The sequence below is a fragment of the Leadbetterella sp. DM7 genome (assembly GCF_040829825.2).
Taxonomy (GTDB): domain Bacteria; phylum Bacteroidota; class Bacteroidia; order Cytophagales; family Spirosomataceae; genus Leadbetterella.
In genome coordinates, this window is record NZ_JBFOLH020000019.1 from 1 (window position 1) to 21575 (window position 21575).

General features: G+C 51.0%; 23 protein-coding genes and 1 riboswitch. Of the genes, 10 read left to right on the plus strand and 13 right to left on the minus strand.

Translation table 11 applies throughout. The features are described from left to right. The first annotated feature begins 141 nt into the window (after positions 1 to 141). Complete coding sequence (locus AB2U10_RS16935; protein WP_493820729.1) at positions 142 to 1134, plus strand: high affinity choline transporter 1; 993 nt, start codon at positions 142 to 144, stop codon at positions 1132 to 1134. A gap of 16 nt (positions 1135 to 1150) precedes the next feature. On the opposite strand, the gene AB2U10_RS16940 is transcribed toward AB2U10_RS16935, so the two are convergent. Together AB2U10_RS16940 and AB2U10_RS16945 are read right to left on the minus strand one after the other, a co-directional pair. Then, positions 1151 to 1606: an SRPBCC domain-containing protein gene (locus AB2U10_RS16940; RefSeq protein WP_367916178.1), complete on the minus strand. Its 456-nt coding sequence runs from the start codon at positions 1604 to 1606 to the stop codon at positions 1151 to 1153. A gap of 27 nt (positions 1607 to 1633) precedes the next feature. After that, entirely contained in the window at positions 1634 to 2149 is a 516-nt protein-coding gene (locus AB2U10_RS16945) for an SRPBCC family protein (protein ID WP_367916177.1), read from the minus strand. 137 nt (positions 2150 to 2286) lie between these two features. Between AB2U10_RS16945 and AB2U10_RS16950 the strand changes: the two genes are divergently transcribed. Beyond that, the gene (locus AB2U10_RS16950) at positions 2287 to 3264 is read left to right on the plus strand and encodes a GlxA family transcriptional regulator (RefSeq protein WP_367916176.1); all 978 of its coding nucleotides are present in this window, start codon (positions 2287 to 2289) and stop codon (positions 3262 to 3264) included. A 108-nt stretch (positions 3265 to 3372) separates the two neighbouring features. Then, positions 3373 to 4209: a VOC family protein gene (locus AB2U10_RS16955; RefSeq protein WP_367916175.1), complete on the plus strand. Its 837-nt coding sequence runs from the start codon at positions 3373 to 3375 to the stop codon at positions 4207 to 4209. Between the two features lie 11 nt (positions 4210 to 4220). Here the strand turns inward: AB2U10_RS16955 and AB2U10_RS16960 are convergent, their stop codons facing one another. Next, the gene (locus tag AB2U10_RS16960) at positions 4221 to 5237 is read right to left on the minus strand and encodes a homoserine O-acetyltransferase family protein (protein ID WP_367916174.1); all 1017 of its coding nucleotides are present in this window, start codon (positions 5235 to 5237) and stop codon (positions 4221 to 4223) included. A gap of 82 nt (positions 5238 to 5319) precedes the next feature. Next, a riboswitch (SAM riboswitch) is annotated at positions 5320 to 5435 on the minus strand. 100 nt (positions 5436 to 5535) lie between these two features. Then, a complete protein-coding gene (locus AB2U10_RS16965; RefSeq protein ID WP_367916173.1) occupies positions 5536 to 6729 on the minus strand; it encodes an MFS transporter in 1194 nt (397 codons plus the stop codon). Between the two features lie 208 nt (positions 6730 to 6937). Between AB2U10_RS16965 and AB2U10_RS16970 the strand changes: the two genes are divergently transcribed. Further along, entirely contained in the window at positions 6938 to 8026 is a 1089-nt protein-coding gene (locus tag AB2U10_RS16970; protein WP_367916172.1) for a lipase family protein, read from the plus strand. 55 nt (positions 8027 to 8081) lie between these two features. Here AB2U10_RS16970 and AB2U10_RS16975 read toward each other — a convergent pair whose 3' ends face one another. The 3 genes from AB2U10_RS16975 to AB2U10_RS16985 are packed head-to-tail and all read right to left on the minus strand — an operon-like array spanning position 8082 to position 10584. Beyond that, on the minus strand, positions 8082 to 8387 hold the full coding sequence (locus tag AB2U10_RS16975; RefSeq protein WP_367916171.1) for a type II toxin-antitoxin system RelE/ParE family toxin: 306 nt from the start codon (positions 8385 to 8387) through the stop codon (positions 8082 to 8084). Beyond that, positions 8374 to 8664: a hypothetical protein gene (locus AB2U10_RS16980; protein WP_367916170.1), complete on the minus strand. Its 291-nt coding sequence runs from the start codon at positions 8662 to 8664 to the stop codon at positions 8374 to 8376. Before AB2U10_RS16980 ends, AB2U10_RS16975 begins: the two co-directional genes overlap by 14 nt. Positions 8665 to 8721: 57 nt before the next feature. Then, positions 8722 to 10584: an ABC-F family ATP-binding cassette domain-containing protein gene (locus AB2U10_RS16985; RefSeq protein ID WP_367916169.1), complete on the minus strand. Its 1863-nt coding sequence runs from the start codon at positions 10582 to 10584 to the stop codon at positions 8722 to 8724. A 232-nt stretch (positions 10585 to 10816) separates the two neighbouring features. On the opposite strand from AB2U10_RS16985, the gene gldD reads away from it, so the two are divergent. From gldD to AB2U10_RS17005, 4 genes are read left to right on the plus strand one after another with little or no spacing between them, the layout of a single operon-like run. Further along, positions 10817 to 11404 carry a gliding motility lipoprotein GldD gene (gldD, locus tag AB2U10_RS16990; RefSeq protein ID WP_367916168.1) on the plus strand — a complete coding sequence of 196 codons (588 nt, stop codon included), beginning with the start codon at positions 10817 to 10819 and terminating at the stop codon, positions 11402 to 11404. A gap of 1 nt (position 11405) precedes the next feature. Next, a complete protein-coding gene (locus AB2U10_RS16995) occupies positions 11406 to 11621 on the plus strand; it encodes a putative signal transducing protein (RefSeq protein WP_367916167.1) in 216 nt (71 codons plus the stop codon). Further along, positions 11608 to 12447: a phosphatidate cytidylyltransferase gene (locus AB2U10_RS17000; RefSeq protein ID WP_367916166.1), complete on the plus strand. Its 840-nt coding sequence runs from the start codon at positions 11608 to 11610 to the stop codon at positions 12445 to 12447. The genes AB2U10_RS16995 and AB2U10_RS17000 overlap by 14 nt, the downstream gene beginning before the upstream one ends. Then, positions 12444 to 13157 (plus strand): carboxypeptidase-like regulatory domain-containing protein, encoded by a 714-nt coding sequence (locus AB2U10_RS17005; protein WP_367916165.1) that lies wholly within the window; start codon positions 12444 to 12446, stop codon positions 13155 to 13157. Before AB2U10_RS17000 ends, AB2U10_RS17005 begins: the two co-directional genes overlap by 4 nt. Here AB2U10_RS17005 and AB2U10_RS17010 read toward each other — a convergent pair. Further along, positions 13154 to 13672 (minus strand): gamma carbonic anhydrase family protein, encoded by a 519-nt coding sequence (locus tag AB2U10_RS17010; protein WP_367916164.1) that lies wholly within the window; start codon positions 13670 to 13672, stop codon positions 13154 to 13156. The genes AB2U10_RS17005 and AB2U10_RS17010 overlap by 4 nt on opposite strands. Before the next feature lie 189 nt (positions 13673 to 13861). After that, positions 13862 to 16468 (minus strand): carbohydrate-binding domain-containing protein, encoded by a 2607-nt coding sequence (locus AB2U10_RS17015; RefSeq protein ID WP_367916163.1) that lies wholly within the window; start codon positions 16466 to 16468, stop codon positions 13862 to 13864. Between the two features lie 176 nt (positions 16469 to 16644). Between AB2U10_RS17015 and AB2U10_RS17020 the strand changes: the two genes are divergently transcribed. Beyond that, a complete protein-coding gene (locus AB2U10_RS17020; RefSeq protein WP_367916162.1) occupies positions 16645 to 17664 on the plus strand; it encodes a c-type cytochrome in 1020 nt (339 codons plus the stop codon). 13 nt (positions 17665 to 17677) lie between these two features. Then, a complete protein-coding gene (locus AB2U10_RS17025; RefSeq protein ID WP_367916161.1) occupies positions 17678 to 18142 on the plus strand; it encodes a DsrE family protein in 465 nt (154 codons plus the stop codon). A 92-nt stretch (positions 18143 to 18234) separates the two neighbouring features. Here the strand turns inward: AB2U10_RS17025 and AB2U10_RS17030 are convergent, their stop codons facing one another. From AB2U10_RS17030 to AB2U10_RS17045, 4 genes are read right to left on the minus strand one after another with little or no spacing between them, the layout of a single operon-like run. Continuing rightward, on the minus strand, positions 18235 to 18771 hold the full coding sequence (locus tag AB2U10_RS17030) for an NADH-quinone oxidoreductase subunit J family protein (protein WP_367916160.1): 537 nt from the start codon (positions 18769 to 18771) through the stop codon (positions 18235 to 18237). Continuing rightward, positions 18771 to 19331: a NuoI/complex I 23 kDa subunit family protein gene (locus AB2U10_RS17035; RefSeq protein WP_367916159.1), complete on the minus strand. Its 561-nt coding sequence runs from the start codon at positions 19329 to 19331 to the stop codon at positions 18771 to 18773. Before AB2U10_RS17035 ends, AB2U10_RS17030 begins: the two co-directional genes overlap by 1 nt. 5 nt (positions 19332 to 19336) lie before the next feature. Continuing rightward, positions 19337 to 20473, minus strand: coding sequence for an NADH-quinone oxidoreductase subunit NuoH (gene nuoH / locus AB2U10_RS17040; protein ID WP_367916158.1), 1137 nt, complete (start codon positions 20471 to 20473; stop codon positions 19337 to 19339). Between the two features lie 7 nt (positions 20474 to 20480). Next, a complete protein-coding gene (locus AB2U10_RS17045; protein WP_367916157.1) occupies positions 20481 to 21569 on the minus strand; it encodes an NADH-quinone oxidoreductase subunit G in 1089 nt (362 codons plus the stop codon). Positions 21570 to 21575: the final 6 nt, after the last annotated feature.

Below are 21575 nucleotides of genomic sequence, written 5' to 3' on the forward strand. Positions count from 1 at the left end.
CGCATATCTTTTCCGTTTCGTTACCCCGATTTTTGGCTCCAACCGTATTATTCGGGGTGATATACAAAGATAATCAAAAGCCCAACAAGTTCTTAATGAACAAGTTGGGCTTTTTCTGAATGGCCCTGGATAGCCGCACAGCTGGTAGCGCTGGCTCTGCTGCTGCAGGTGCTGGCAGATGTACCTTTCTTCTGGGGAATCGCCCTTTGCACTACAGTAGTGGTTTTCTACACCTACATAGGCGGTATGTGGTCAGTTTCCATTACAGATACCGTACAAACCGTAATGATTATCGGGGGAATGCTCGTTCTCACGGTAGTGCTGCTGAAACAGGCCGGTGGCTTTACTACCCTGGCCACGCAGATGCCTGATGATTTCTGGCGAATTACCCCGCAGGAAAACTCGCTGAAAGGCTGGATGATTTACCTGGCTGCGTGGATGACCATAGGCCTGGGGTCTATTCCCCAGCAGGATGTTTTTCAACGGGTGATGTCGGCCCGGTCGGCCCGTGCAGCGGTCATAAGTTCATTTCTTGCCTCGTTTATGTATTTCACCGTAGCCTGCATGCCCCTGATCATTGGCTTATGCGGCTCGTTGCTCTACCCCACCGTTCTCAACGGCGACACCCAGATGGCTATCCCCCTGCTGGTGCTTCGCCACATGGGAACCGGCATGCAGATCCTGACCTTCGGTGCTCTGCTGTCTGCCATACTGAGCACCTGCTCGGGGGCCACGCTTGCACCGGCCACGGTACTTGCTGAAAACCTTATCAAGCCTCTCTTCCGTCGTAAAATAAGCGACAAAGCACTTCTCAGGATCATGCGGTATTCAGTTATCCTGATTGCCCTCATCAGCATGGGGCTGGCCCTGCACAAGAAGCATATATTTGAGCTCGTAGCCGAGTCATCGGCCCTGAGCCTGGTAGCGCTGTTTGTACCGTTAACCGCCGGGCTGTACTGGAAGAAGGCTTCCCTCGTGGGGGCTCTTTTATCAATGATTACGGGCACGGCCGTATGGAGTTACTTCGAGTTTTTCCCGGATGACTATCCTTCCCTGATGTGGGGACTGGCCGCCAGTATAGCCGGGATGATCCTGGGGAGCCTTTTCTCTCCCCGGAATACATCCTTACCATAGTCTCTTCCGTCCCGGCTTATACCGGCTTCCGCATAAAATCAAAAGCCCCTTTCCGCAAATTAATGCCGTATTCAAGCCAGGCTTTCATGCACGCCAGGAAATTGGCCCAGCCGCCCGTCTGACCGGCCAGCCAGCTCACGCCCTCCTCGTTATTGTCTTTTTCACCCTCCACCACTCTGACCAGGGTGGAGCCATCCGGCATGGGGGTAAGAAAGATCTCTACCAGCATGCCGGGCTCACCGCCGGTCCAGTCAAACGAAATATACTCGTTGATGACCATTTTCTTCCCGGTCACCGGGAAAGTCCCCGGAAATTCAGGAAACTCCCAGTAAACGGTGCTCCCTTCTTCCAGCCTCCCACTCGAACGGGCTATAAAGTATTGACTCATCTGCTCCGGGTCGGTTATCCCTTCACAGACTTCCGCCACCGGCTTCCGGATCTGTATCTTCTGTTCTGCTCTCAGCTTTTTCATAACGTACAAAGAAATACCGCTCTTGAATTATTTCTCCAATACATTCTTAAGATTATTGAGGCCCTCTTTAAAATCGCCGCTCATATCGTAGAACAATCCCATGATGTTTGTCGGCCAGGGCGAATTCCCGCTTATTCCCCAGGTAACTTTTGTTTCCGTTGCCGAAACCGGTTCTACTATCATGTAGGAAATGGCCGGGTCTCCAAACCCGAAGTCCAGCTCGGTCTCAATCTCCTCTCCTTCACTGATTTTTAGAATGGTCTGGCTGCCTTTGCCCACTTTCTTACCGTCCCAGGTGTATTTGAACCCTACGGTGCCGTCGGTTCCTTCGTATGTCTTCTTCATTTCCGGATCCATCAGGTTCCATTTCCCGTAATTGTCCTGGTTTTTAACATACTTCACATAATCAAACACCTCCTGCTGAGGCCGGTTGATCACAATGCTCCCTTCTGCCTTAAAGGTTTTGGGCAAAAATGCCGCAATAATCAGCAACACAGCCACTAATCCGAGGAGGCCAAGTAAAATCTTCTTTAATAAGCTCATTTCAAATATGATTTTTTCTGTAACGAATATGATTTATACTACAAATGTAGACAGGAGACCTTCGGTTTAAGCATGCAAAGGCTGACTTTTTTTAGGGGCATTTGAGACAAAATCGTATTTTTGAAAAAAACTGCATCATGACTGTCTCCGTTCTTTATACCCGGAATCACCGCTTACTGAGCCTGGTGGCTATCATTGATGTATTTGAAACCGTTAACCGCTTCCTGGAAGAAGATGCCCTGTCGCCGGTTTTTGAAATACAGCTGGTGGGCCTGCAGCCCCACGTCTCATTGCCCGAAAACCTGGGCAATGTAAAATATGTTTCTCTCCCTGAGGCCTCTTCACCGGGGGGAATAATCGTTATCCCGGCCTTCAAAGATCATGAAATGGAGAGAAATATCCGGGAGAATATTTCTTTTATCCCCTGGGTACTGGAAAACTACAGGAGTGACTGCAAGGTAACCAGCTGCTGCACGGGTTCTTTTCTCTTAGGAGCTACGGGCCTGCTGAACGGCAAGGAGGCCACCACCCACATGGAAGCCTGCGAGGCCTTTGCACAGAGCTTCCCGGATGTACACCTGGTACCGCATGCCATTGTTACCAGCAGCCAGAACGTGTATACCAGCGGCGGGGCTACCAGCACCTTTCACCTGCTGATCCACCTCATCCAGGAAACCTGCGGCCGGGAATATGCCCTCCGGCTGGCCAAGAATTTTGCCATTGATATGGACAGGAGCAACCAGCTTTATTTTGAAACGTTTGTGCCCGGGCTTGCCCGTGAAGATGAGCTGGTGCGGCAGGTACAGCAGGTTATTAATGAGCGTTACCGCGACCTTAAAAATGTGGAAGAGGCCCTGGAAGAAATTCCTTCCAGCCGGCGGAACATCGTCAGAAGGTTTAAAACGGCTACCGGCATGACCCCTATCCGTTACCTGCAGAAGACCAGGATAGAATCGGCCAAGCAGCTCCTGGAAACCACCAACAAAGACATCCTGGAGGTCATGCTGTCATCCGGTTACCAGGATCTGAAAAGTTTCCGCGAGCTCTTCAGGAACTTTACAGGCCTGACGCCCAAAGGCTACCGCGATAAGTACGCCATGGGCCTGCGGGCCTGACCTCGTCCCGGAACACTATTTGTCTTAAATCCCCCCTTAAAATGTCAGTTCATACAGCCCTGCCTTAGCCGGTTTCTGAATTACTTTGCGGTATAAAACTACCGCTTTATGAAATTACATACCTGCATCTGGTACAACCATAACGCCCTGGAGGCCGTAAAGCTTTACGAGGAGGCTTTCAGCGACGTAACCCTGCTGTCAGACAACGGCACGGTGGTTATGTTCAGCATTAAGGGCACATCCATCATGGGACTCAACGGCGGTGACCCGTTCGTTCCTACTCCCGCTTTTTCATATTATGTATCGTGCGCCGGTGAAGAAGAGGCTCAAAAAGCCTGGGATACCCTGACACGGGAGGGAAAGGTGCTTATGCCCCTCGGCCAATACGAATGGAATGAAAAGTTTGGCTGGGTGGCCGATAAATACGGTGTAAACTGGCAAATCTGGACCGGCAGCTTCACTCAGCCGGCCCAAAAAGTAGTACCGGGCCTGATGTATTGCGGACCTGCACAGGGAAAAGCCGAAGAAGCCATCGGGTATTATACAGCACTGTTTGAACATGCTTCACGGGGCATGACGGCTCATTACCCTGCCGAGGCTCCCGGTATCGGCAGCCAGGTGATCCATGCCGAATTTACCCTTGAGGGCGTACTCTTCAAAGCCTTTGACAGTGGTGTTGACCAGCCATTTACCTTCAATGAAGGCATTTCTATCGTGATTCATTGCGATACCCAGGAGCAGATCGATCACTTCTGGAATCATTTTACCCGCGATGGCGGCGCCGAAAGCATGTGCGGCTGGTGCCGGGATAAGTTCGGTGTATGGTGGCAGGTTATTCCTTCCGTTCTTCCTGCCCTGATGGCTGATCCTGAAAAAGGAGCAAGGGTAACGGCAGCTTTTCTCCAAATGAAAAAATTTGATATCCGGGCTTTGCTCGATGCCTGACAGGCACAGAGTCAGCTCCTCAGCCACTCCTTAATAACCTCCGTCATGGTCTCAAACTCAATGAGAAACCCATCATGACCGTAGGTGGAGTCGATCTCTTTGTAGGTAGCACCCGGGATAAACTTGGCCAGTATGCGCTGCTCTTCGGGCGGGAAGAGAATATCCGTGGTGATCCCGATCACCAGGGTGCGTGCCTCCACCCTCCCCAGCGCTTCTTCCAGTGAGCCGCGGCCCCGGCTCACATCGTGCGAATCGAACATCTTGGTGAGTGTCCAATACGAATAGGCGTTGAATCGCCGCACCAGCTTTTCGCCCTGGTAGGTCTGGTAGGTGCTGGCCCTGAAAAAGTCCATCTGGCCCTCGTCGCGGCTTTGCGTACGGTTATACGTATAATAATTGCGGTAAGACAGCAGGGCTATGGCCCGGGCCACCTTCATTCCCTCGCGGCCGGCATCTTCCGTGCTGGTCTCCCAGGTAGGGTCACTTTCTATGGCCATGCGCTGGGTCTCATTGAAGGCTATTCCCCAAGGCGAATGAATGGCATTGGTAGAGAAAAGAATCAGGTGCTCAATTACATCGGGATGCGCCACGGCCCACTCCGATGCCTGCTGACCGCCCAGCGAGCCCCCCAGGAGATAGTTCACCTTTTCAATACCCAGGTCTTTCCGGAGCAGCTCAAAAGCATTCACCACATCGCGGATGGTGATCAGCGGAAACGTATGAAAATACGGCTGGCCCGTGGCCGGGTTAATGCTCAGCGCGTTGGTAGACCCGTAATGCGAGCCGGGTACATTCACACAGATAATAAAATGCTGTGCCGGGTTAAACAAACGCCTCTCCCCGATCAGCCCGTTCCACCAGTCAGAGGGGTTGGCATTCCCTGTAAACGCATGACACACCCATACCACATTTGACCGGTCTTCATTGAGCTCACCGTAAGTGGTGTAAGAAAGCTCAAATTCCTGCAGCCACTCCCCGTTTTCCAGGTGAAAGGGTGTATTGCATTTAAAAACGTGGTTTTTTACCATACCCATACTCTAATTTATCACGCGCAGGACTGCCCTGTGCTACAGTAATCTACTAACCAAAAGGGATTTGAATCGCATTATTGGTTTATAATTCCTGCCGGCTTCAAGCCATACAGGTAGGTATTGGCACCTTTACGGAAGACCGTTTGGTTGCCCGGGTTTCACAGAGCCTATTCTCTCCGCCCATCTTTATAAATCAATAATTCACCGGATGGGAATGTATTGATGCTGCAAAAATAGAATGAAATCGGGAAAGTACAAGGAGTAGCGGGGAGATAAAATTTATCGGGAAGGCAAGCTATGCACGACACAGCTCAGCCTCCTGTATATGCACTTCAGGTTTTTTGACCAGCAGCTTGTTCACCGAAACGTAAGCAGCGATCACCACACCGCCCAGAGCCATGGCTACACCCACCAGCAGCGGCGAGTTATAGGCAAAGCCGTACACAATGGGCAGTCCGCCGAAATACGCCCCGAAGGTATTGCCCAGGTTAAAGCTGGCCTGGCCGCCGGCTGCCGCTATGGTTTCATATCCTTTGGCTGAATTGATCAGCACCATTTGCAGGGGCGAGCCCAGCGTAAACGAGATCATACCGGTGGTAAAGGCCCAGAAATAGGCCATTCCCGGCAGGTCAATCGTAAAATACACCAGGACCAGGCATACCGCCATAGACAGGAAACAGATAATGGAAGCCTTAATAGGCGTAGTGCTGTCGGCCAGCTTTCCGCCCAGCAGGTTTCCGAACACCATGCCCAGCCCTACCAGCACCATAATAAAAGGTACTTCACCGGCCTGCAGGCCGGCCACTTCAGTCATCAGCGGGGCAATATAGCTCATCCAGGCAAAAAGACCGCCCGTACCTATGGAGATCATGGCAATCAGCACCCAGGCCAGCGGCGACCGGAAGTAATCGAGCTGCCGGAACACGTTTCCGTTGAAATGCGACTTCAGCGCAGGCAGCCAGAAATAAAGGGCAGCCATGGTAGCGGCACCACAGAGGCTCACAAAAAGATAGGTAATTCTCCAGGAATACGCATGCCCGATGTAAGTTCCCAGCGGAACCCCCAGCAGGTTGGCCACCGTCATCCCGGTAAACATAACGGCAATAGACTGTGCCTCCTTACCGCGGTCGGCCAGGCGGGTGGCCACCACCGAACCTACCCCGAAAAACGCCCCGTGGGGCAAGCCGGAAAGAAAACGGGTGAGCATCAGCGTATTATACCCGGGCGCTATAGTAAACAGCCCGTTAAATACCAGGAACAGGAACATCAGGAAAAGCAGCACGTTTTTCGGCGGGTATTTTGTGCTGAACAGCACCAGGATAGGTGCACCCACTACCACGCCCAGGGCGTAAATAGCAATCAGGTGGCCTGCCGTGGGAATTTCGATAGAGAGGTCTCTGGCAATATCGGGCAGGATACCCATCATGGTAAACTCGGTCATACCGATTGCAAAAGAACCAAAAGCGAGGGAAATTAAACTCTTCTTCATATACTATTTTCGTATTGCAGAACCTTCTTCTGAAGATTCCGCATACAAAATTAAGGCGGCTGCAAGCCTGAAAGTTCACTGCAAGATTTGAATCTCAAAAACTTATTGGAATGCTGATATTCAGCGTAAGATAAGTGCTATTTCAGTATCCGGTTTATTTTTTGTATACTTGCCCTGAATTAAGTTCCCTCTCTAAATCAGAATGTTCATGAAAGCCCGACTTTTTACCCTGCTACTTCTGCTGAGCACGGTTCACAGCTTTGCTCAACAGCTTCAACCCGGCTTCGATATCCGCGAATTTTCCGAGGTTTTTTCCATGTCTGTCAAATATTTCTACCCGAAAGAATCAGAAATGCTGACCGACCCCGCAGAATTTAAGCTGCGTTACACCTCTGACTCCATGGGGCTCGACAACAAATGGCAGCTGTGGGTGGCCGACGGCAAGGCCGCTTCCATCAGTATCCGGGGCACCAGCGGCCGCCCCGAAAGCTGGCTGGAGAATTTCTACGCCGCCATGGTGCCGGCGCAGGGCTCCCTGAGCTTAGAGCCGGGCTTTACTTTTGATTATACCCTGGCCAATAACCCCGGGGCGGCGGTGCACGTGGGCTGGCTGATTGCCACCGCCTACCTCTCGCGTGACATCCTTCCCAAAATAGACTCCTGCTACCGGCAGGGAATAAAAAACTTTTACATTAACGGACACAGCCAGGGCGGGGCTATCTCGTACCTGATGACAGCCTACCTTTATCACCTGCAGGCCGATGGCAGGCTTCCGGCCGACATCCGCTTCAAAACCTATGCTTCTGCCGCTCCCAAGCCCGGCAACCTCTATTTTGCCTATGACTACAACCTGCTCACCCAGGACGGCTGGGGCTATAACGTGGTCAACCCCCTCGACTGGGTGCCCGAAACGTTCCTTTCGGTTCAGAAAGCCGATGATTTCAATGAAATAAACGTGCTTAATCACCTGCACGGCTCCATCAAAGCCATGCCCGTTCTGAAACGGGCCCTGGCGGGAACCATCTATAAAAAGTTAAAGAGGCCCTCCGCCAGGGCGCAGAAGAGATACCAGAAATATTTCGGAAAAGTTACCTCTAAATTTATCCGGAAATACCTGCCCGATTACCAGCCCGGCACCTACTATAGCAGCAGCAATTATGTGCTTACGGGAAACATCTACGTGCTTGATGTGCCGGCCTCTTACCGCGAGCACTTCAACACCAAAGATGAGCTTATGCTTCATCACAAGCCCGGAGCCTACCATTACCTGATAGAAAATTATAAAAAAACGCGATAGCTCAGTAAGGGGAAGAAGATAATCTCTTCTTCAAAAAATTCGGTTTGCAGAAATCCTAAATCAGCCAATTCAGGAAGTTCATTTTTGTATGTAACACCCGTACCAGGTAGATAGTGCCCTTTTCGGTACGGTAAATCATAACATGTTCCTCCACCTGCAAGGTAAGATAATTCTTTGGCACATCCTTTCTGATATGGCCGGAAAAAGGGTGTTGAAGTATCTGCTCAAGGCCCTGCTCCAACAGTCGGCTATATTTTTTCCATTGCCTTTCTCCAAACTCCCGAAGTGAATAGCTTTGAATATCTACAAGGTCATCATAAGCCTCCTCGGAAATCTCTAAGGTAAAATTATGGTCTGACATCCTCTTTAACCGGTTTTCCCGACATAGCCGCTGCCTTTCCTTTCTCAGAAATCTCTTTCATGAGCCCTGACCTGTATGTTACTGTTTTTCCCGCCCTGATATCTGCTTCTCCTTTAGCCAGAGCCAACTCAATAGAAGAAAGCCTCAACCGTTCATCTTCCTGCATTTGCTTCAGGATAGTCGCCTCGGCAGCAGCAGTAACTGACCTGTAAAATCCCGAATTTACCAGACTCTCCAAATACCTTTGGTAGGGGGCACCAATATCTATTCTAGCCATAATTTAAACTTTACTGTACTGTTACTACATTAAAACTACCTAAATAGTTCACTATTACTACACCCATTCACTCAGCTCCAGCCAGCGCAGCTCCTTTTCTTCCAGCCGGGCCACTACTTCCTCCAGCCGCCCTGAAATGCGGGAGATCTCCTCAAAATCGGTTATCCCGCCCGACAGCTGTTCTGAAAGCCTGCTTTTCTCGGCCTCCAGTGCTGGAATTTCCTTTTCCAGCGCTTCAAATTCCTGCTTCTCCTTAAAGCTCAGCTTCTTTTTGGGCTGCTCCTGCACTGCCGGTTTCGGGATTTCCACCCTGGGTTTTTCTTCCCTTCGCTGCTCTTTCAGCTGTTCTTCGGCCTGGTTCCTGTAATCGGTGTAGTTACCGGGGAAGTCGCGGATATATCCTTCTCCTTCAAATGCGAAGGTATGATCTACCAGGCGGTCCAGGAAATACCGGTCATGCGATACCACCAGCAAGCAGCCCGAATACCCCGTAAGAAACTCTTCCAGCACGTTCAGCGTGGCAATATCCAGGTCATTGGTAGGCTCATCCAGGATCAGGAAATTCGGGTTTTCCACCAGCACTTTCAGCAGCTGGAGCCTCCGCTTTTCTCCTCCCGAAAGCTTGGCGATCGGGCTGTATTGCACAGCCGGCGGAAACAGGAAGAGGGTCAGGAAAGCTGAAACACTGATCTCACGTCCGTCGGCCATTTTAATATAATCGGCAATCTCGCGTACGTTCTCAATCACCTTCTGCCCGGGCTCGTACACCAGGCCATCCTGCTTATAATACCCGATCTTTATGGTTTCGCCCTTAACAATCTTCCCCATATCCGGCTTTACCTCTTCGGTGATCAGGCTCAGCAGGGTTGATTTCCCCATCCCGTTTTTCCCTACGATACCGATCCGGTCGCCGCGCTTAAAGGTATAGCTGAATTCCTTAATAAGAGTATTGCCGTTGTAGCCTTTGCTCACGTGCTGAATTTCCATGATCTTGTTCCCGATCCGCTCGGTTTTCATGCTGAGCTCCAGCTTTTCCTCGTTCCTTTTGCCCGAGGTTCTTTCCTTTAATTCATAAAAGGCGTTTTCCCGGTAGGTAGCCTTGTGGGTACGGGCTTTGGGCTGCCGGCGCATCCATTCCAGCTCTTTTTTGAGCAGGTTCTTATCTTTTTCCAGAACGGTAGCCTCTATTTCCTCCCGTTCTGCCTTTTTTTCCAGGAAGTACGCGTAATTCCCCTGGTATTTATAGATTTTGGAATGATTGAGCTCCATGATGCGGTTACACACCCGGTCAAGAAAATACCGGTCGTGCGTAACCAGGAACAGGGTCATGGTGCTGGCAGAAAGATACCCCTCCAGCCATTCGATGGTATCCAGGTCGAGGTGGTTGGTAGGCTCATCCAGGATCAGGAAATCGGGTTCTTCAATGAGCACCCGCGCCAGGAAGACCCGCTTTTTTTGCCCGCCTGACAGCTCGCCGATCAGCTTGTCGAGGTCGTGTATGCCCAGCTTGCCCAGGATCTGCTTCACCTTGGCCTCGTAATCCCAGCCGTTTACCCGGGTCAGCACCTCGGCATAATGGGTAATGGCGGCGCTGTCGCCCGTTTCGGTCGCTTTTTCGTATTCCCGGATAGCCCGTGTAGTTTCATTTTCCGATGAAAAGAGCACTTCCAGCACGGTATGCGCATCGTTAAAATCAGGATTCTGGTGCAGGTAACCCACCCTGATCTCCTTCCTGACGCTCACCACCCCTTCATCGGCGGGTACCCTGCCGGCCAGCACGTCCATCAGCGATGATTTCCCGCTGCCGTTGCTCCCGATGAGCGCCACTTTTTCGCCCTGCAATATCCCGAAGGTCAGATCCCTGAAAAGCCATCTTTCCCCCAGGTTCCGCCCTAAATTTTCTACTGACAAATAATTCATAGCGTAAAATTACACAGAAATCGATAAGCACAGATACGGCCTGCTGCTGTTTACTTCATCTCCCTGCTGAATATAATGCAATTGAATCAAAAAGTTCTATATTTGCCGGTATAAAACAGCCTCCGGCTATGAGCTGTGAGCCCTGGGAAACAGGCCGCCCGCCAACCGGCGATACATCAGACCCGGAACGCGGCCCGGTGCTCACTCTTCTGAACCCGGTATTTTTGAACACATGAGTCAACGGATTCTACTTTTAGCGGCAGTTGCCTTACTCTTCTCCTGCAGGTCAGGCGGAGACGGCCAGGTGTACTACCAGAAGCCCAGGGGCTTTGCACGCATCGACCTGCCGGAACACCGGTACCGGCCGCTGGAGGGCAATTATCCATATGCCTTTGAATATTCTGAAGCCGCCGAGGTGGTGCCCGACCGCTCACCCGATGCTGAGCCTTACTGGATCCTGGTAAAATACCCGGCACTGAACGCCATGATCCAGTTTACCTACAAACCCCTGAACGGAGATATTCATAAGCTGGATGAGCACGTGATGGATGCTTACCGGCTGGCATCCAAGCACCAGGTCCGGGCCATTTCCCAGAAAGAGGAAATCCTGACCCTGAAAAACGGCCGGAAGGCAGTGGCCATCGAAATTGAAGGGGAAGTACCCAGTCATTTCCAGTTTTATACCACGGATACTTCCAGGCACTACCTGAGAGGGGCCATTTACCTGGATCATGCCACCCTGAACGATTCGCTGAAGCCAATAGTAGACTACCTGAAAACAGACGCTCAACATATTTTAGAAACCTTAACCTGGAAATAAAATGGCAAATTGGATAACCGTTTACACATCAAAAGACAGGATCAGGACCGAACTCATTAAAAATGAATTGATTCTGCAGGGTATTAACGCCGTCATCCTGGACAAAATAGACGGCAGCTACCCTGTTTTGGGCACAGTGAGCATCAATGTGCCCGAGAACCAGTCAGATACCGCAAAAAATTTTATCGAAGCACTTAACCTGGATGAAGAACCTTAAAAACCGTTCCAACCTGACCCAGCGGGTGATTGCCGCACTGATCGGCGCCCCCCTGATTATTTTCCTGATATTTTATCATCCTTTGTCTTTCCTGTTCCTGGTTATTGCGCTTACCGCCTTAACCCAGTATGAGTTTTATACACTCATCATGATGCAGGGAAGCTCACCGCTGAAAACCTTCGGTACCTTCTGCGGTATTCTTATTGTCACCATGACCTACCTGATAGAAACCTATACGCTGATCCAGGAATTCTATTACGTAGTGGTCCCGTTTCTTACGCTGCCCTTTTTCATCAAGCTGTACCGGAAGAAAGACAAGCACCCGTTTGCCAACCTCGGCTATACCTACCTGGGAATTATTTACGTGGCCCTGCCTTTTGCCCTGCTGGTGGAAATGACCTTCTGGCGGGGAAATTTCCTGCCGCTTCTTCCCCTGGGTACCCTGCTGATTCTATGGAGCTTTGATACGGGCGCCTATTTCTCGGGAAAATATTTCGGGCGCAGGAAATTATTTGAGCGGATCTCCCCCAAGAAGACCTGGGAAGGCTTTTTCGGCGGGGCAATAATCGCCCTGCTTACAGCGTTTTTATATTGGAAATACACCGAAAGCCTCCGCATGGGAGAATGGCTGGGCATTGCCGCCATTATTGTCATAGCCGGAACCCTGGGCGACCTGGTGGAGTCCCTGTTTAAAAGAAGTATTGAAATAAAAGATTCGGGAAGTATTATTCCGGGCCACGGAGGTTTTCTGGACAGATTTGACGGACTTTTGTTATCTATGCCATTTATCGTTACTTTTATCAAAATTTTCGAACAGCTGTTTTGAGATCGCTTATAACCACCCTGATTATCCTTCTTGGTTTTATCGCCCTGGCTCCTGATGCGCATGCCCAGGGGGAGCAGAAATTCATTACCTTTTCGGGGTTTGTGATTGACGGCAGTACCGACGAGCCCATGGTGGGTGCCTATGTGATCAACCAGCGGGCCGGGAAAGGAGTACAAACCAATGCCAAAGGCTACTTTATCCTGGATGTGTTTCCGGGTGACTCCCTCGTATTTTCTTTCCTGGGCTTTAAGCCGCAATACCACATCATTCCCCGCAATACCGGCCTGACCTACTCTGCCGTGGTAGAACTGAATATCGAGAACAAGTGGCTCAAAGAAGTAAAAGTATATCCCTTCAGAACAGAAGAAGAGTTCAAAATGGCTTTCCTGAGCATGGATACGCCCAACGAGGACGAACGGAAGATCATTGAACGAAACCTGGGCAGCTCAACCCTGCGCTCTATTGCCATGGCTACACCCATGAACGCCATGAGCAACTACCGGTATGCCCTGGATCAGCAGCTGAATCACCTGCAGAACCAGAAAATGACTACCATGAACCCGCTGATGAATGCGGGCACCTGGGTGAATTTTATCCGGTCGGTGAAAAACGGGAGCCTCATAAAAGGCCTCAGCGAAAGCAGTACGGGCGTTCCTGAAGAACGCGACGTACGAAGTGAGATTTTCAGGGCAGGGAAGAACAACAATTAGTCCTGTTCTTTAAACCAGCCGGAGTACATCACGTAATTATTGGCCGTGCGCATAAATACTTCGGCCAGATCAGCACTTACATCTTTCCGGTATTTTGCCGGGTTACCGGTCCATACCGTCCCGGGCGGTACTATTGTATTCTGGGTTACTATGGCACCCGCCCCGATAATGGCGTTCCGGCCGATCACCGCGCCGTCCATAATAATAGCGCCCATCCCGATCAGCACCTCATCTTCAATGGTACACCCGTGAACAATGGCATTGTGGGCAATGCTCACATAATTCCCGATCAGGGTACGGGTTTTCTGGTAGGTGCAGTGAATCACGGCACCATCCTGGATGTTCACCCGGTTACCCATCACTATGCTGTTCACATCGCCCCGCACCACGGCATTGAACCAAACGGTGCAATCATCCCCCATCACGATATCTCCTGCCAATGTAGCATTGGGAGCAAACCAGCAATTATCGCCGTAAACCGGGCTTTTCCCTAAAACCGGAAGTATCAATGCCATCTTCTGTTTTTTATCTTATCCAACATTATTCCCACAAACCCCAAAACACACCCCCAACCATTAACACCTTAACTTTTCACTTTTAACTATTCACTTTTCACTGTTCACTATTAACTCTTCCCCGCAATATAAAACACAACGGGCAGAAAACTTTCATTTTCTGCCCGTTTTCGTGCGGCTGACCCCTGATTAAAACGTAACCGTATTCACCGTAGCCGACGCCGACGTGGTAGTGGTTGCCTTCAGGGTAGCTCCTGAAGAAGAATAGGTGCCGCCCGTATACATTCCCCAGCCTGAAGAGCCGCCTGCGAAGCTTCCGCCGCTGTATGCGCCTCCGAAATATATCTTATACTGGGTGTTCTTAGCCATAGCGGCATTCGAAAAATGAAAATAATACACCGCATTTTTAGGCTTGAAGGTAACCATCTCCGTACCGCTGGCATTCTCAATATGCAGGAGGGAAGAGGCCGGCAGCTGCGAACCCGACTTAATGTACAGGCCTACCTGGGCAGAAGCAGTTCCCATGGCTTTGGTCATCATTGAATTCGATCCCGCAATAATGACATTACCACCGTTAATCAGGAACGTGCCGTTAAAGTCTACCCCTTCCTCGGGCTGATTGGTCGGACCGCACACAATGGTGGTTCCGCCTGAAATGGTAATGTTCCCGTTACTGTCTATGGCATCGCTGCCGGTTACAATAACAATCCCGCCTTTGATGTACAGGTGGCTGCCGTCGTTCGACTCCGTTCCGCCATTCACCGTGCCTTTGGTGGCATTGATACCGTCATCTGATGAAACAATATTCGAAACGCCGCCTTCAAAGGTGATCAGCGGAGCTTCTACGCCTTCGGTAGATTTGGTAATATTCAGTGTACCGTTAGATATGGTTACAGACGTCTCCGATTTCAGGCCGTCGTCGGTAGCCGAAATATTCAGCTCCCCGTTGGTCATGATGAATGCGCCGTCGCTCTTAAATCCTTTCGCTTCGCTGGTCAGCGCGCTTAAATAGGTAAATTTGGCTCCTGAAGCCGTGATGCTAATATTTCCTCCGTTAACCGTAGAGGTACCGTCTACGGTTATTCCCTTGGCTCCCGCGCCCGTGCTGCTCACCACGAGGGTACCTCCGTTAATGACCAGGTTACCGTCGCAGTTGATACCGGCAGGTGCTGCGATATCGGCATCAGATGTATCGTAAAATGCCGCACCGGTCGTAGACAGCTTAAGCGTGCCCGAGCTGATGGTCAGGTCGCTCCCGGTTTTAATGGCCTTCGAGCCCTTGCCGCTCACGGTAAGGGTCAGCGTCTCTGCCGTGCCTATGGCAGTATACCCCTTGCTTTTCAGGGCATTTCCTTTTTCGCCGGTGGTGGTAATATTCAGTGTACCTCCTTTAACCGCTATATAGGGACTGATGGTTGCATCTGTTCCCGAATAAGACGTTTTAATTCCGTCACCCACACTGTTGATGGTTATCTTACCGCCACTCACCTGTGCATATCCTTCTTCCACTTCAATGCCATCACCCGATGCTGTCAGGGTAAGTGTTCCGCTGTCCATTGAAAAGTAATCGTTGGCATGGATAGCATCTTTTGCAGCAGATTTCACGGTAATGGTGGCCTGGCTGACCGATATGTAATCGTCTGAAACGATCCCGTGCTTGTTGTTACCCGATACCGTCAGTGCACCCGTTCCTGTAAACACCAGCTGTCCTTCGCTGAACAGCGTACCTTTCTGGTCTTCGGAAGAAGAAGCATACGTGGCACCGTCAGTCAATGTACTGGCGGTTCCTGCCGGTAAGGAAACAGCAGCTTTCTTGCCCGACTGGATATTGATGGCCGGTCCGGCAGTATTGGTCAGGTTCAGGTTCTGCAAAGTAAGGTTAAACTTATAATCGCTGTAGATCTTGAAGCTTCCTTTGGTAGCGGTGCCAGACAAAAGGTACACTATTTCTTTGCTGAGGCCGGTGGCAGTGACCACCACATCCGCACCGCTTACGGCAACGCTTACACCCTGGTCGGCGTATCCGTTGCTTACGGTAGCGCCCGTACCCGAATACGCAATCTTAACGGTATCAGAGGCCGCCTGGCCCGTACCTGAAGTAGCCGCAGCTACGGCAACAGTAACCGTACAGCTTTTACCGCCGAAGCTGATATTAAAAATGGCGGTTCCGTCAGACGTCGGGGTTCCTGACAGGGTATAGGCCAATGTGCCTTCTCCATTGGCCAGCTGGCCTTCGGCAAGGGTAGCGGTAAGCCCCTCCACCCCGGTAGAAGTAACCGTGGAAGCCGTATAGGCACCCCCGTTCCCCCCGGTGTAAGCCAGGGTAAATGAACCGGTGTAAGCCACTGATTCCGTGGCTGCCGGAGCCGCCGTCTTCACCTCCAGGGTAGAAATACCGGCAGCAGATGCTTTTACCGGTAAAGACAAGCTGCAGCTCCGACCCCCCACGCTGATCTCAAAAACCGCTGTACCTTCTGTGGCAGGGGTACCGGTAAGGGTAAAAACGGCGCTTCCGGCACCGGTAGCCAGTGTGCCTCCCGCTAAAGTAGCGGTAAGGCCTGTAACCCCGGTTGAAGCAACGGCCTCTCCTGCATCATACGCCGCCCCGTTCCCCCCGGTATAGGGTACCGTTGCCGTTGCCGTAAATGAAGTACCACTGACCGCTTCAGCTGAAAACACAGCCTGCGAACAGTTCAGTTCCGAAATTTCAGCCACGGAAACATCGTTTTCCTCGCAACTGTTTAAAAACAGGGTCATTCCCCCCACTGCACACCATACAGCATTTCTGAGCTTCATACAAGAATTAATTGGTTTCCCTGATATACGCTCAAAACAGCAGGGCCGCTGCCTGTCCACCCGGTTTGAATTCTAAAAAATATCTATAACCAAAAGTTATGGGCTATAATAAAATATCGTTTTATTCTGAGACTAACCTATAGTAGATTTGTAGCTGAAAGTTTATCGAATAAAACATGTATAAAGAAAGCCAGGTAACCGGACTGGCTAAACTGGTCAGATATATTGCTTACCTTGTTGCGCTTGGCGTACTCCTGATTGCAGGTATAGCATACTATATGCACCAGCCCGTACCGGTTACAAGCACAGCTCCTGCCGTACCTCCCGGCAGTGGGGAAGACAGGGCCGTTCCTGCCTCTGTAGCGGAAGACTATGAAATTCCGCCGTTTGCAAACACCCCGGAAGGTCAGCTGGCCGCTTACGGCTACAAGCTCATTACGGAAACATATGCGCTTATCGGTCCGGAAAGCAAACGCCCGGTTACAGGCAATCACCTGGCCTGCAGCAGCTGCCATTTAAACGGAGGCACCAAGCCCTTTGCGGCCCCTTACATCGGGCTGAGCGGCGTATTCCCGATCTACATCGGGCGTGAAAACATGATCGTTTCTCTGGAAGAGCGGGTCAACGGCTGCCTGGAACGAAGCATGAACGGAAAGGCGCTCGACCCTAACGACGAGGTCATGCGGGCCATCATCACCTATATTAAGCACCTTAGTCGTGATGTGCCTGTAGGCGTACGCATAAAAGGCCAGGGATTTGTTGATTTCACACCTCCCGGCCGCGCCGCTGACCTGGCCCGGGGAGCCGGAGTATATGCCCAAAACTGCACTTCCTGCCACGGAGCAGGCGGCCAGGGGCTCAAAGGCGGTGAAGGCAACCGGGAAGGCGGCTACCTCTACCCGCCCCTGTGGGGGCCTGACTCGTACAACGACGGGGCCGGTATGGCCCGTATCCTCACGGCCGCCCGCTTCATCAAAGGAAATATGCCCCTGGGAGTAACACACAACAGCCCGGTTTTAAGCGACACCGATGCCTATGACGTAGCGGCCTACATCAACAGCCAGGCCAGGCCGCAGAAAACCGGTAAAGAAAAAGACTACCCCGATCTCAAAAAGAAGCCCAAAGACTGTCCATACCCCCCTTATGCCGATACTATTCTACAACAACAGCATAAATACGGTCCTTTTAATTTTTAACCATCAAAAAAGTATGAATACCCGAGTTATTTTTCTCGCCGCCGCCCTGTTTCTGGGCGTATGTGCCGAATCAAACGGCCAGCAGGCCCTCAGTAAGAACCGCGAATATACCGGTGCTGAAGCTACCCGGCCGCTTTACAAAGCCATTTACCAGATGGACCAGGCATCGCCCGACATCATCCGGAAAACCATCCGGAACATCAATAACCTGCTGAAAGATCCGCGCCTGGCCGGGAAAGTGCAGGTAGAGCTGGTGGCCTTTTCCGGCGGTACCGAAGCTTACCGCAAAGGCAGTGAATTTGAAGAAGGCATAAAGGGGCTCGCAGAGCAGGGTGTGATTGTGGCCCAATGCCTTAACACCCTGAGAGAGCGAAAAATTGACAAAAGCGAGCTTTACGATTTTCTTGCCTATGTACCTACCGGGAACGGCGAGCTGGTTATCCGCGCAGCCGAAGGCTGGACAATCGTTAAACCCTGATATAATCGTGAAAAGCCACTATTTGGTTGACGTGGGGCTGTATCTGTATTTACATACAGTGCCCCACGGCCTTCTGAATCGTCGGCCCGGTCTTAGAAGTGGCGTCCGCCTTTCTCGCGCTTACCAATCAGGATAGCGCCGGAAATGGCCACCAGGAACAGCACGGATACCAGCTCAAAAGGCAACATATAATGGGTATACAGCAAGCTGCCCAGTCTTTCGATCATACCGGTCTGGTTACTGAATCCAACAGGATTTACGGGCTCAATATAGGCCTTTCTGAAAACCACCACCAGCATCAGCACCAGGAGCAGGCCCGAAACCGTGGCCGCTATGACCATAGAAGTATTGTTCAGCTCATTGCTCTCCTGCCGCAGGTTCAGAAACATGATCACAAACAGGAAAAGCACCATAATGGCGCCGGCATAGACAATGATGTTCACTACCGCCAGAAACTGGGCATTCAGAAGCACATAAATACCCGAAAGGGCAAAGAACGTAATGATCACGGCGATCACACTATGCATAGGCTTCCGGGAAAGAATGGTGCCCAGGGCGCCGCTTATAGCGAGGGCTGAAAAGAAATAAAACACCCACTCTACCATTGCTATATTTTTAAATATCTCCATTATTGCACATTTTGTTTTTCCCAGAGTTTCGCCATGTCTTCTTTTGTCCAGGCATCCCGGTTATACCGGTTGTTCATGTCTTCCACCAGCTGGTCTTTTCCGTAAATCACATCGTGGCGGTCGGTAAATACGGGCACAAATTTATCGTGCCGCAGGTATATGGCCTGTTTGGGGCAGGCTTCTTCACACAAGCCGCAGAAAATGCAGCGAAGCATATTGATCTCGTATGACGCCGCATATTTTTCTTCCCGGTAGAGATGCTCCTCTCCTTTTACCCGTTCGGCCGCCACCATCGAAATGGCTTCGGCAGGGCATGCCAGTGCGCATAAGCCGCAGGCCGTACAACGTTCCCGGCCCTGATCATCGCGTTTCAGGATATGGTGCCCCCTGAAAACCGGCCCCAGGTATCTTTTCTGCTCCGGGTAACGGATAGTAGGCTTGGGCATAAAGAAATGCTTCAGCGTAATGGCCATACCCTTGAATACGCCCGGCAGGTAAGTTTTCTCAACTACACTCAGGTCGGATTTATCGGTCTTTTTTGATCTGTCTGTCAGCTGCATACCCCTTAATTAAAACGTTTTTCGTACATAGTTCTACCTGTAAAGTACAGCAGGAGGAATCCTCCCATTCCCAGCCAGGCTACCAGCAGCGGCTTCCCGGATAACGTGGCCACAGCCATCACCACCAGGTTGACCATAGCCAGCGGTACCATCCATTGCCATCCCAGCTTCATCAGCTGCTCGTATTTGAAACGCGGCAGGGTCCACCGGATCCACATAAATGTAAAGATAAACAGGAATATCTTGATAAAGAATACGGCCGTTCCCAAAAGGGTGGCCAGGTTATGGCCGGCGGTATCTCCCAGCTTCCCGGTCAGGAATTCCCGCACAAAATCCATTCCCGGGTAATTATAGGCGCCGAAATACAGGCTGGCCATGATCGCCGATGAAACAAACATGTTCACGTATTCGGCAAACATATAAAGACCCATTTTCATGGAGCCAAACTCCGTCATATACCCCACCACCAGCTCTGCCTCCGTTTCCGGCAGGTCAAACGGTGTACGGTTACATTCGGCCAGCGCACAGGTAAAAAACAGGATAAATCCTACCGGCTGGTAGAAAATATTCCAGTTGAATCCGTGCTGCTGAGTGGCAATTTCCCGCATGGAAAGCGAGCCTGTCACCAGGATAACCGCCAGCAGGCAGAGCCCCAGGGCAATTTCGTACGATATGGCCTGCGATGCCGCACGGATAGCGCCATACAGGGAGTATTTGTTGTTGGAAGCCCAGCCACCGATCAGCATACCGTATACGCCCATGGCTACCACTCCAAACACCCACAAAATACCGATGTTCACATCCATCCCCTGGATAGGCACCAGGTGTTGTCCTATCTTGAGCGTCTCACCAAACGGAATCACCGCACTGCTCATCAGGGCCATAAACATGGCTATACCGGGCCCGATGATAAACAGCCATTTATCGGCCATCACCGGCACAAAATCTTCTTTAAAAAAGAGTTTTCCGGCGTCGGCCAGGGGTTGCAGGATCCCGTGCGGGCCTGCGCGGTCGGGTCCTACCCGGTCTTGGATATACGCCGCTATCACCCGTTCAAAATAGGTTTCGTAGGCGGCTATTCCTAAGCTTAGTGCAAAAATCACTAAGATGATGATTCCCTTTATCAATAAAACTGACTCCATTCGCTATCTATTTTTTAGAAAAATAAGCTTCGTTTTTTTCCATGAGTGCCTTATAATCCTCTGACTGCTTAATTTCCTTCAAATTCTTATCATAAGGTCTTGTATCGTCTATCTGCTTGTAGTTACGTGCCGCATGCTCCAGGCCGTATTCCGTTTTCCGGATCGCATTTTTCGGATATTTATTGGCCGAAATCACGGATGCCCTGGAGATTTTTGTCGGTCCTTCAATCACCCAGTCAGACGTTTCTTTCTTATCGTACCGGCAGGTATTGCAGATAAAATCTTCTACTTCTCCCCACTGGTTTTTCCGTGCCGTAACCCTAATCACCTCGTTCCCTTTGTACCAGAGATTGACCTTACCGCAGCATTTTTCACAGTCGCGGTGGGCATCTACCGGTTTGGAGAACCATACCCGGCTCTTGAAACGGTAGGTTTTGTCGGTCAGGGCTCCCACAGGACAAACATCGATCACGTTTCCTGAAAAATCATTGTCTATAGCCTTACGGATATACGTGCTGATCTCTGCGTGATCGCCCCGGTACATAACGCCGTGCACCCGCTGATCGGTGATCTGGTTAGCAGTATATACGCAACGGTAGCACAGAATACACCGGTTCATGTGCAGCTGGATCTTATCGCCGATATCTTCGCGGTCAAACGTACGCCGCTCTTCTTCGTACCGGGTTGTGGCCAGTCCGTGCTCGTATGAAAAATCCTGCAGGTAACACTCTCCGGCCTGGTCGCAAACCGGGCAGTCAAGCGGGTGATTGATCAGCAGGAATTCCACGATGCCTTTGCGGGCATCCACCACTTCAGGATTGGTGTAATTTTCCACCACCATGCCGTCCTGAACTCCCGTGATACACGAAGCCACCAGCTTGGGCATAGGCCGCGGATCTTTTTCCGAGCCCTGGGTGACTTTCACCAGGCAGGCCCTGCACTTTCCTCCGGAACCTTTCAGGGGCTTGTAATAACACATAGCCGGCGGAGCCACATCCGGTCCTATCTGCCGGGCAGCTTCCAGGATGGTCGTACCGGCAGGCACGTGTATTTCCCGGCCATCTATGGTTACTTTTATTAACTGAGGAGCATCCATATCTCT

Bases quoted from the DNA above. Each gene is read 5' to 3' on its own strand.
- AB2U10_RS16940 (WP_367916178.1), bottom strand. From the start codon at position 1,606: ATGAAAAAGCTGAGAGCAGAACAGAAGATACAGATCCGGAAGCCGGTG.
- AB2U10_RS16945 (WP_367916177.1), bottom strand. From the start codon at position 2,149: ATGAGCTTATTAAAGAAGATTTTACTTGGCCTCCTCGGATTAGTGGCT.
- AB2U10_RS16950 (WP_367916176.1), top strand. From the start codon at position 2,287: ATGACTGTCTCCGTTCTTTATACCCGGAATCACCGCTTACTGAGCCTG.
- AB2U10_RS16955 (WP_367916175.1), top strand. From the start codon at position 3,373: ATGAAATTACATACCTGCATCTGGTACAACCATAACGCCCTGGAGGCC.
- AB2U10_RS16960 (WP_367916174.1), bottom strand. From the start codon at position 5,237: ATGGTAAAAAACCACGTTTTTAAATGCAATACACCCTTTCACCTGGAA.
- AB2U10_RS16965 (WP_367916173.1), bottom strand. From the start codon at position 6,729: ATGAAGAAGAGTTTAATTTCCCTCGCTTTTGGTTCTTTTGCAATCGGT.
- AB2U10_RS16970 (WP_367916172.1), top strand. From the start codon at position 6,938: ATGAAAGCCCGACTTTTTACCCTGCTACTTCTGCTGAGCACGGTTCAC.
- AB2U10_RS16975 (WP_367916171.1), bottom strand. From the start codon at position 8,387: ATGTCAGACCATAATTTTACCTTAGAGATTTCCGAGGAGGCTTATGAT.
- AB2U10_RS16980 (WP_367916170.1), bottom strand. From the start codon at position 8,664: ATGGCTAGAATAGATATTGGTGCCCCCTACCAAAGGTATTTGGAGAGT.
- AB2U10_RS16985 (WP_367916169.1), bottom strand. From the start codon at position 10,584: ATGAATTATTTGTCAGTAGAAAATTTAGGGCGGAACCTGGGGGAAAGA.
- gldD (WP_367916168.1), top strand. From the start codon at position 10,817: ATGAGTCAACGGATTCTACTTTTAGCGGCAGTTGCCTTACTCTTCTCC.
- AB2U10_RS16995 (WP_367916167.1), top strand. From the start codon at position 11,406: ATGGCAAATTGGATAACCGTTTACACATCAAAAGACAGGATCAGGACC.
- AB2U10_RS17000 (WP_367916166.1), top strand. From the start codon at position 11,608: ATGAAGAACCTTAAAAACCGTTCCAACCTGACCCAGCGGGTGATTGCC.
- AB2U10_RS17010 (WP_367916164.1), bottom strand. From the start codon at position 13,672: ATGGCATTGATACTTCCGGTTTTAGGGAAAAGCCCGGTTTACGGCGAT.
- AB2U10_RS17015 (WP_367916163.1), bottom strand. From the start codon at position 16,468: ATGAAGCTCAGAAATGCTGTATGGTGTGCAGTGGGGGGAATGACCCTG.
- AB2U10_RS17020 (WP_367916162.1), top strand. From the start codon at position 16,645: ATGTATAAAGAAAGCCAGGTAACCGGACTGGCTAAACTGGTCAGATAT.
- AB2U10_RS17025 (WP_367916161.1), top strand. From the start codon at position 17,678: ATGAATACCCGAGTTATTTTTCTCGCCGCCGCCCTGTTTCTGGGCGTA.
- AB2U10_RS17030 (WP_367916160.1), bottom strand. From the start codon at position 18,771: ATGGAGATATTTAAAAATATAGCAATGGTAGAGTGGGTGTTTTATTTC.
- AB2U10_RS17035 (WP_367916159.1), bottom strand. From the start codon at position 19,331: ATGCAGCTGACAGACAGATCAAAAAAGACCGATAAATCCGACCTGAGT.
- nuoH (WP_367916158.1), bottom strand. From the start codon at position 20,473: ATGGAGTCAGTTTTATTGATAAAGGGAATCATCATCTTAGTGATTTTT.
- AB2U10_RS17045 (WP_367916157.1), bottom strand. From the start codon at position 21,569: ATGGATGCTCCTCAGTTAATAAAAGTAACCATAGATGGCCGGGAAATA.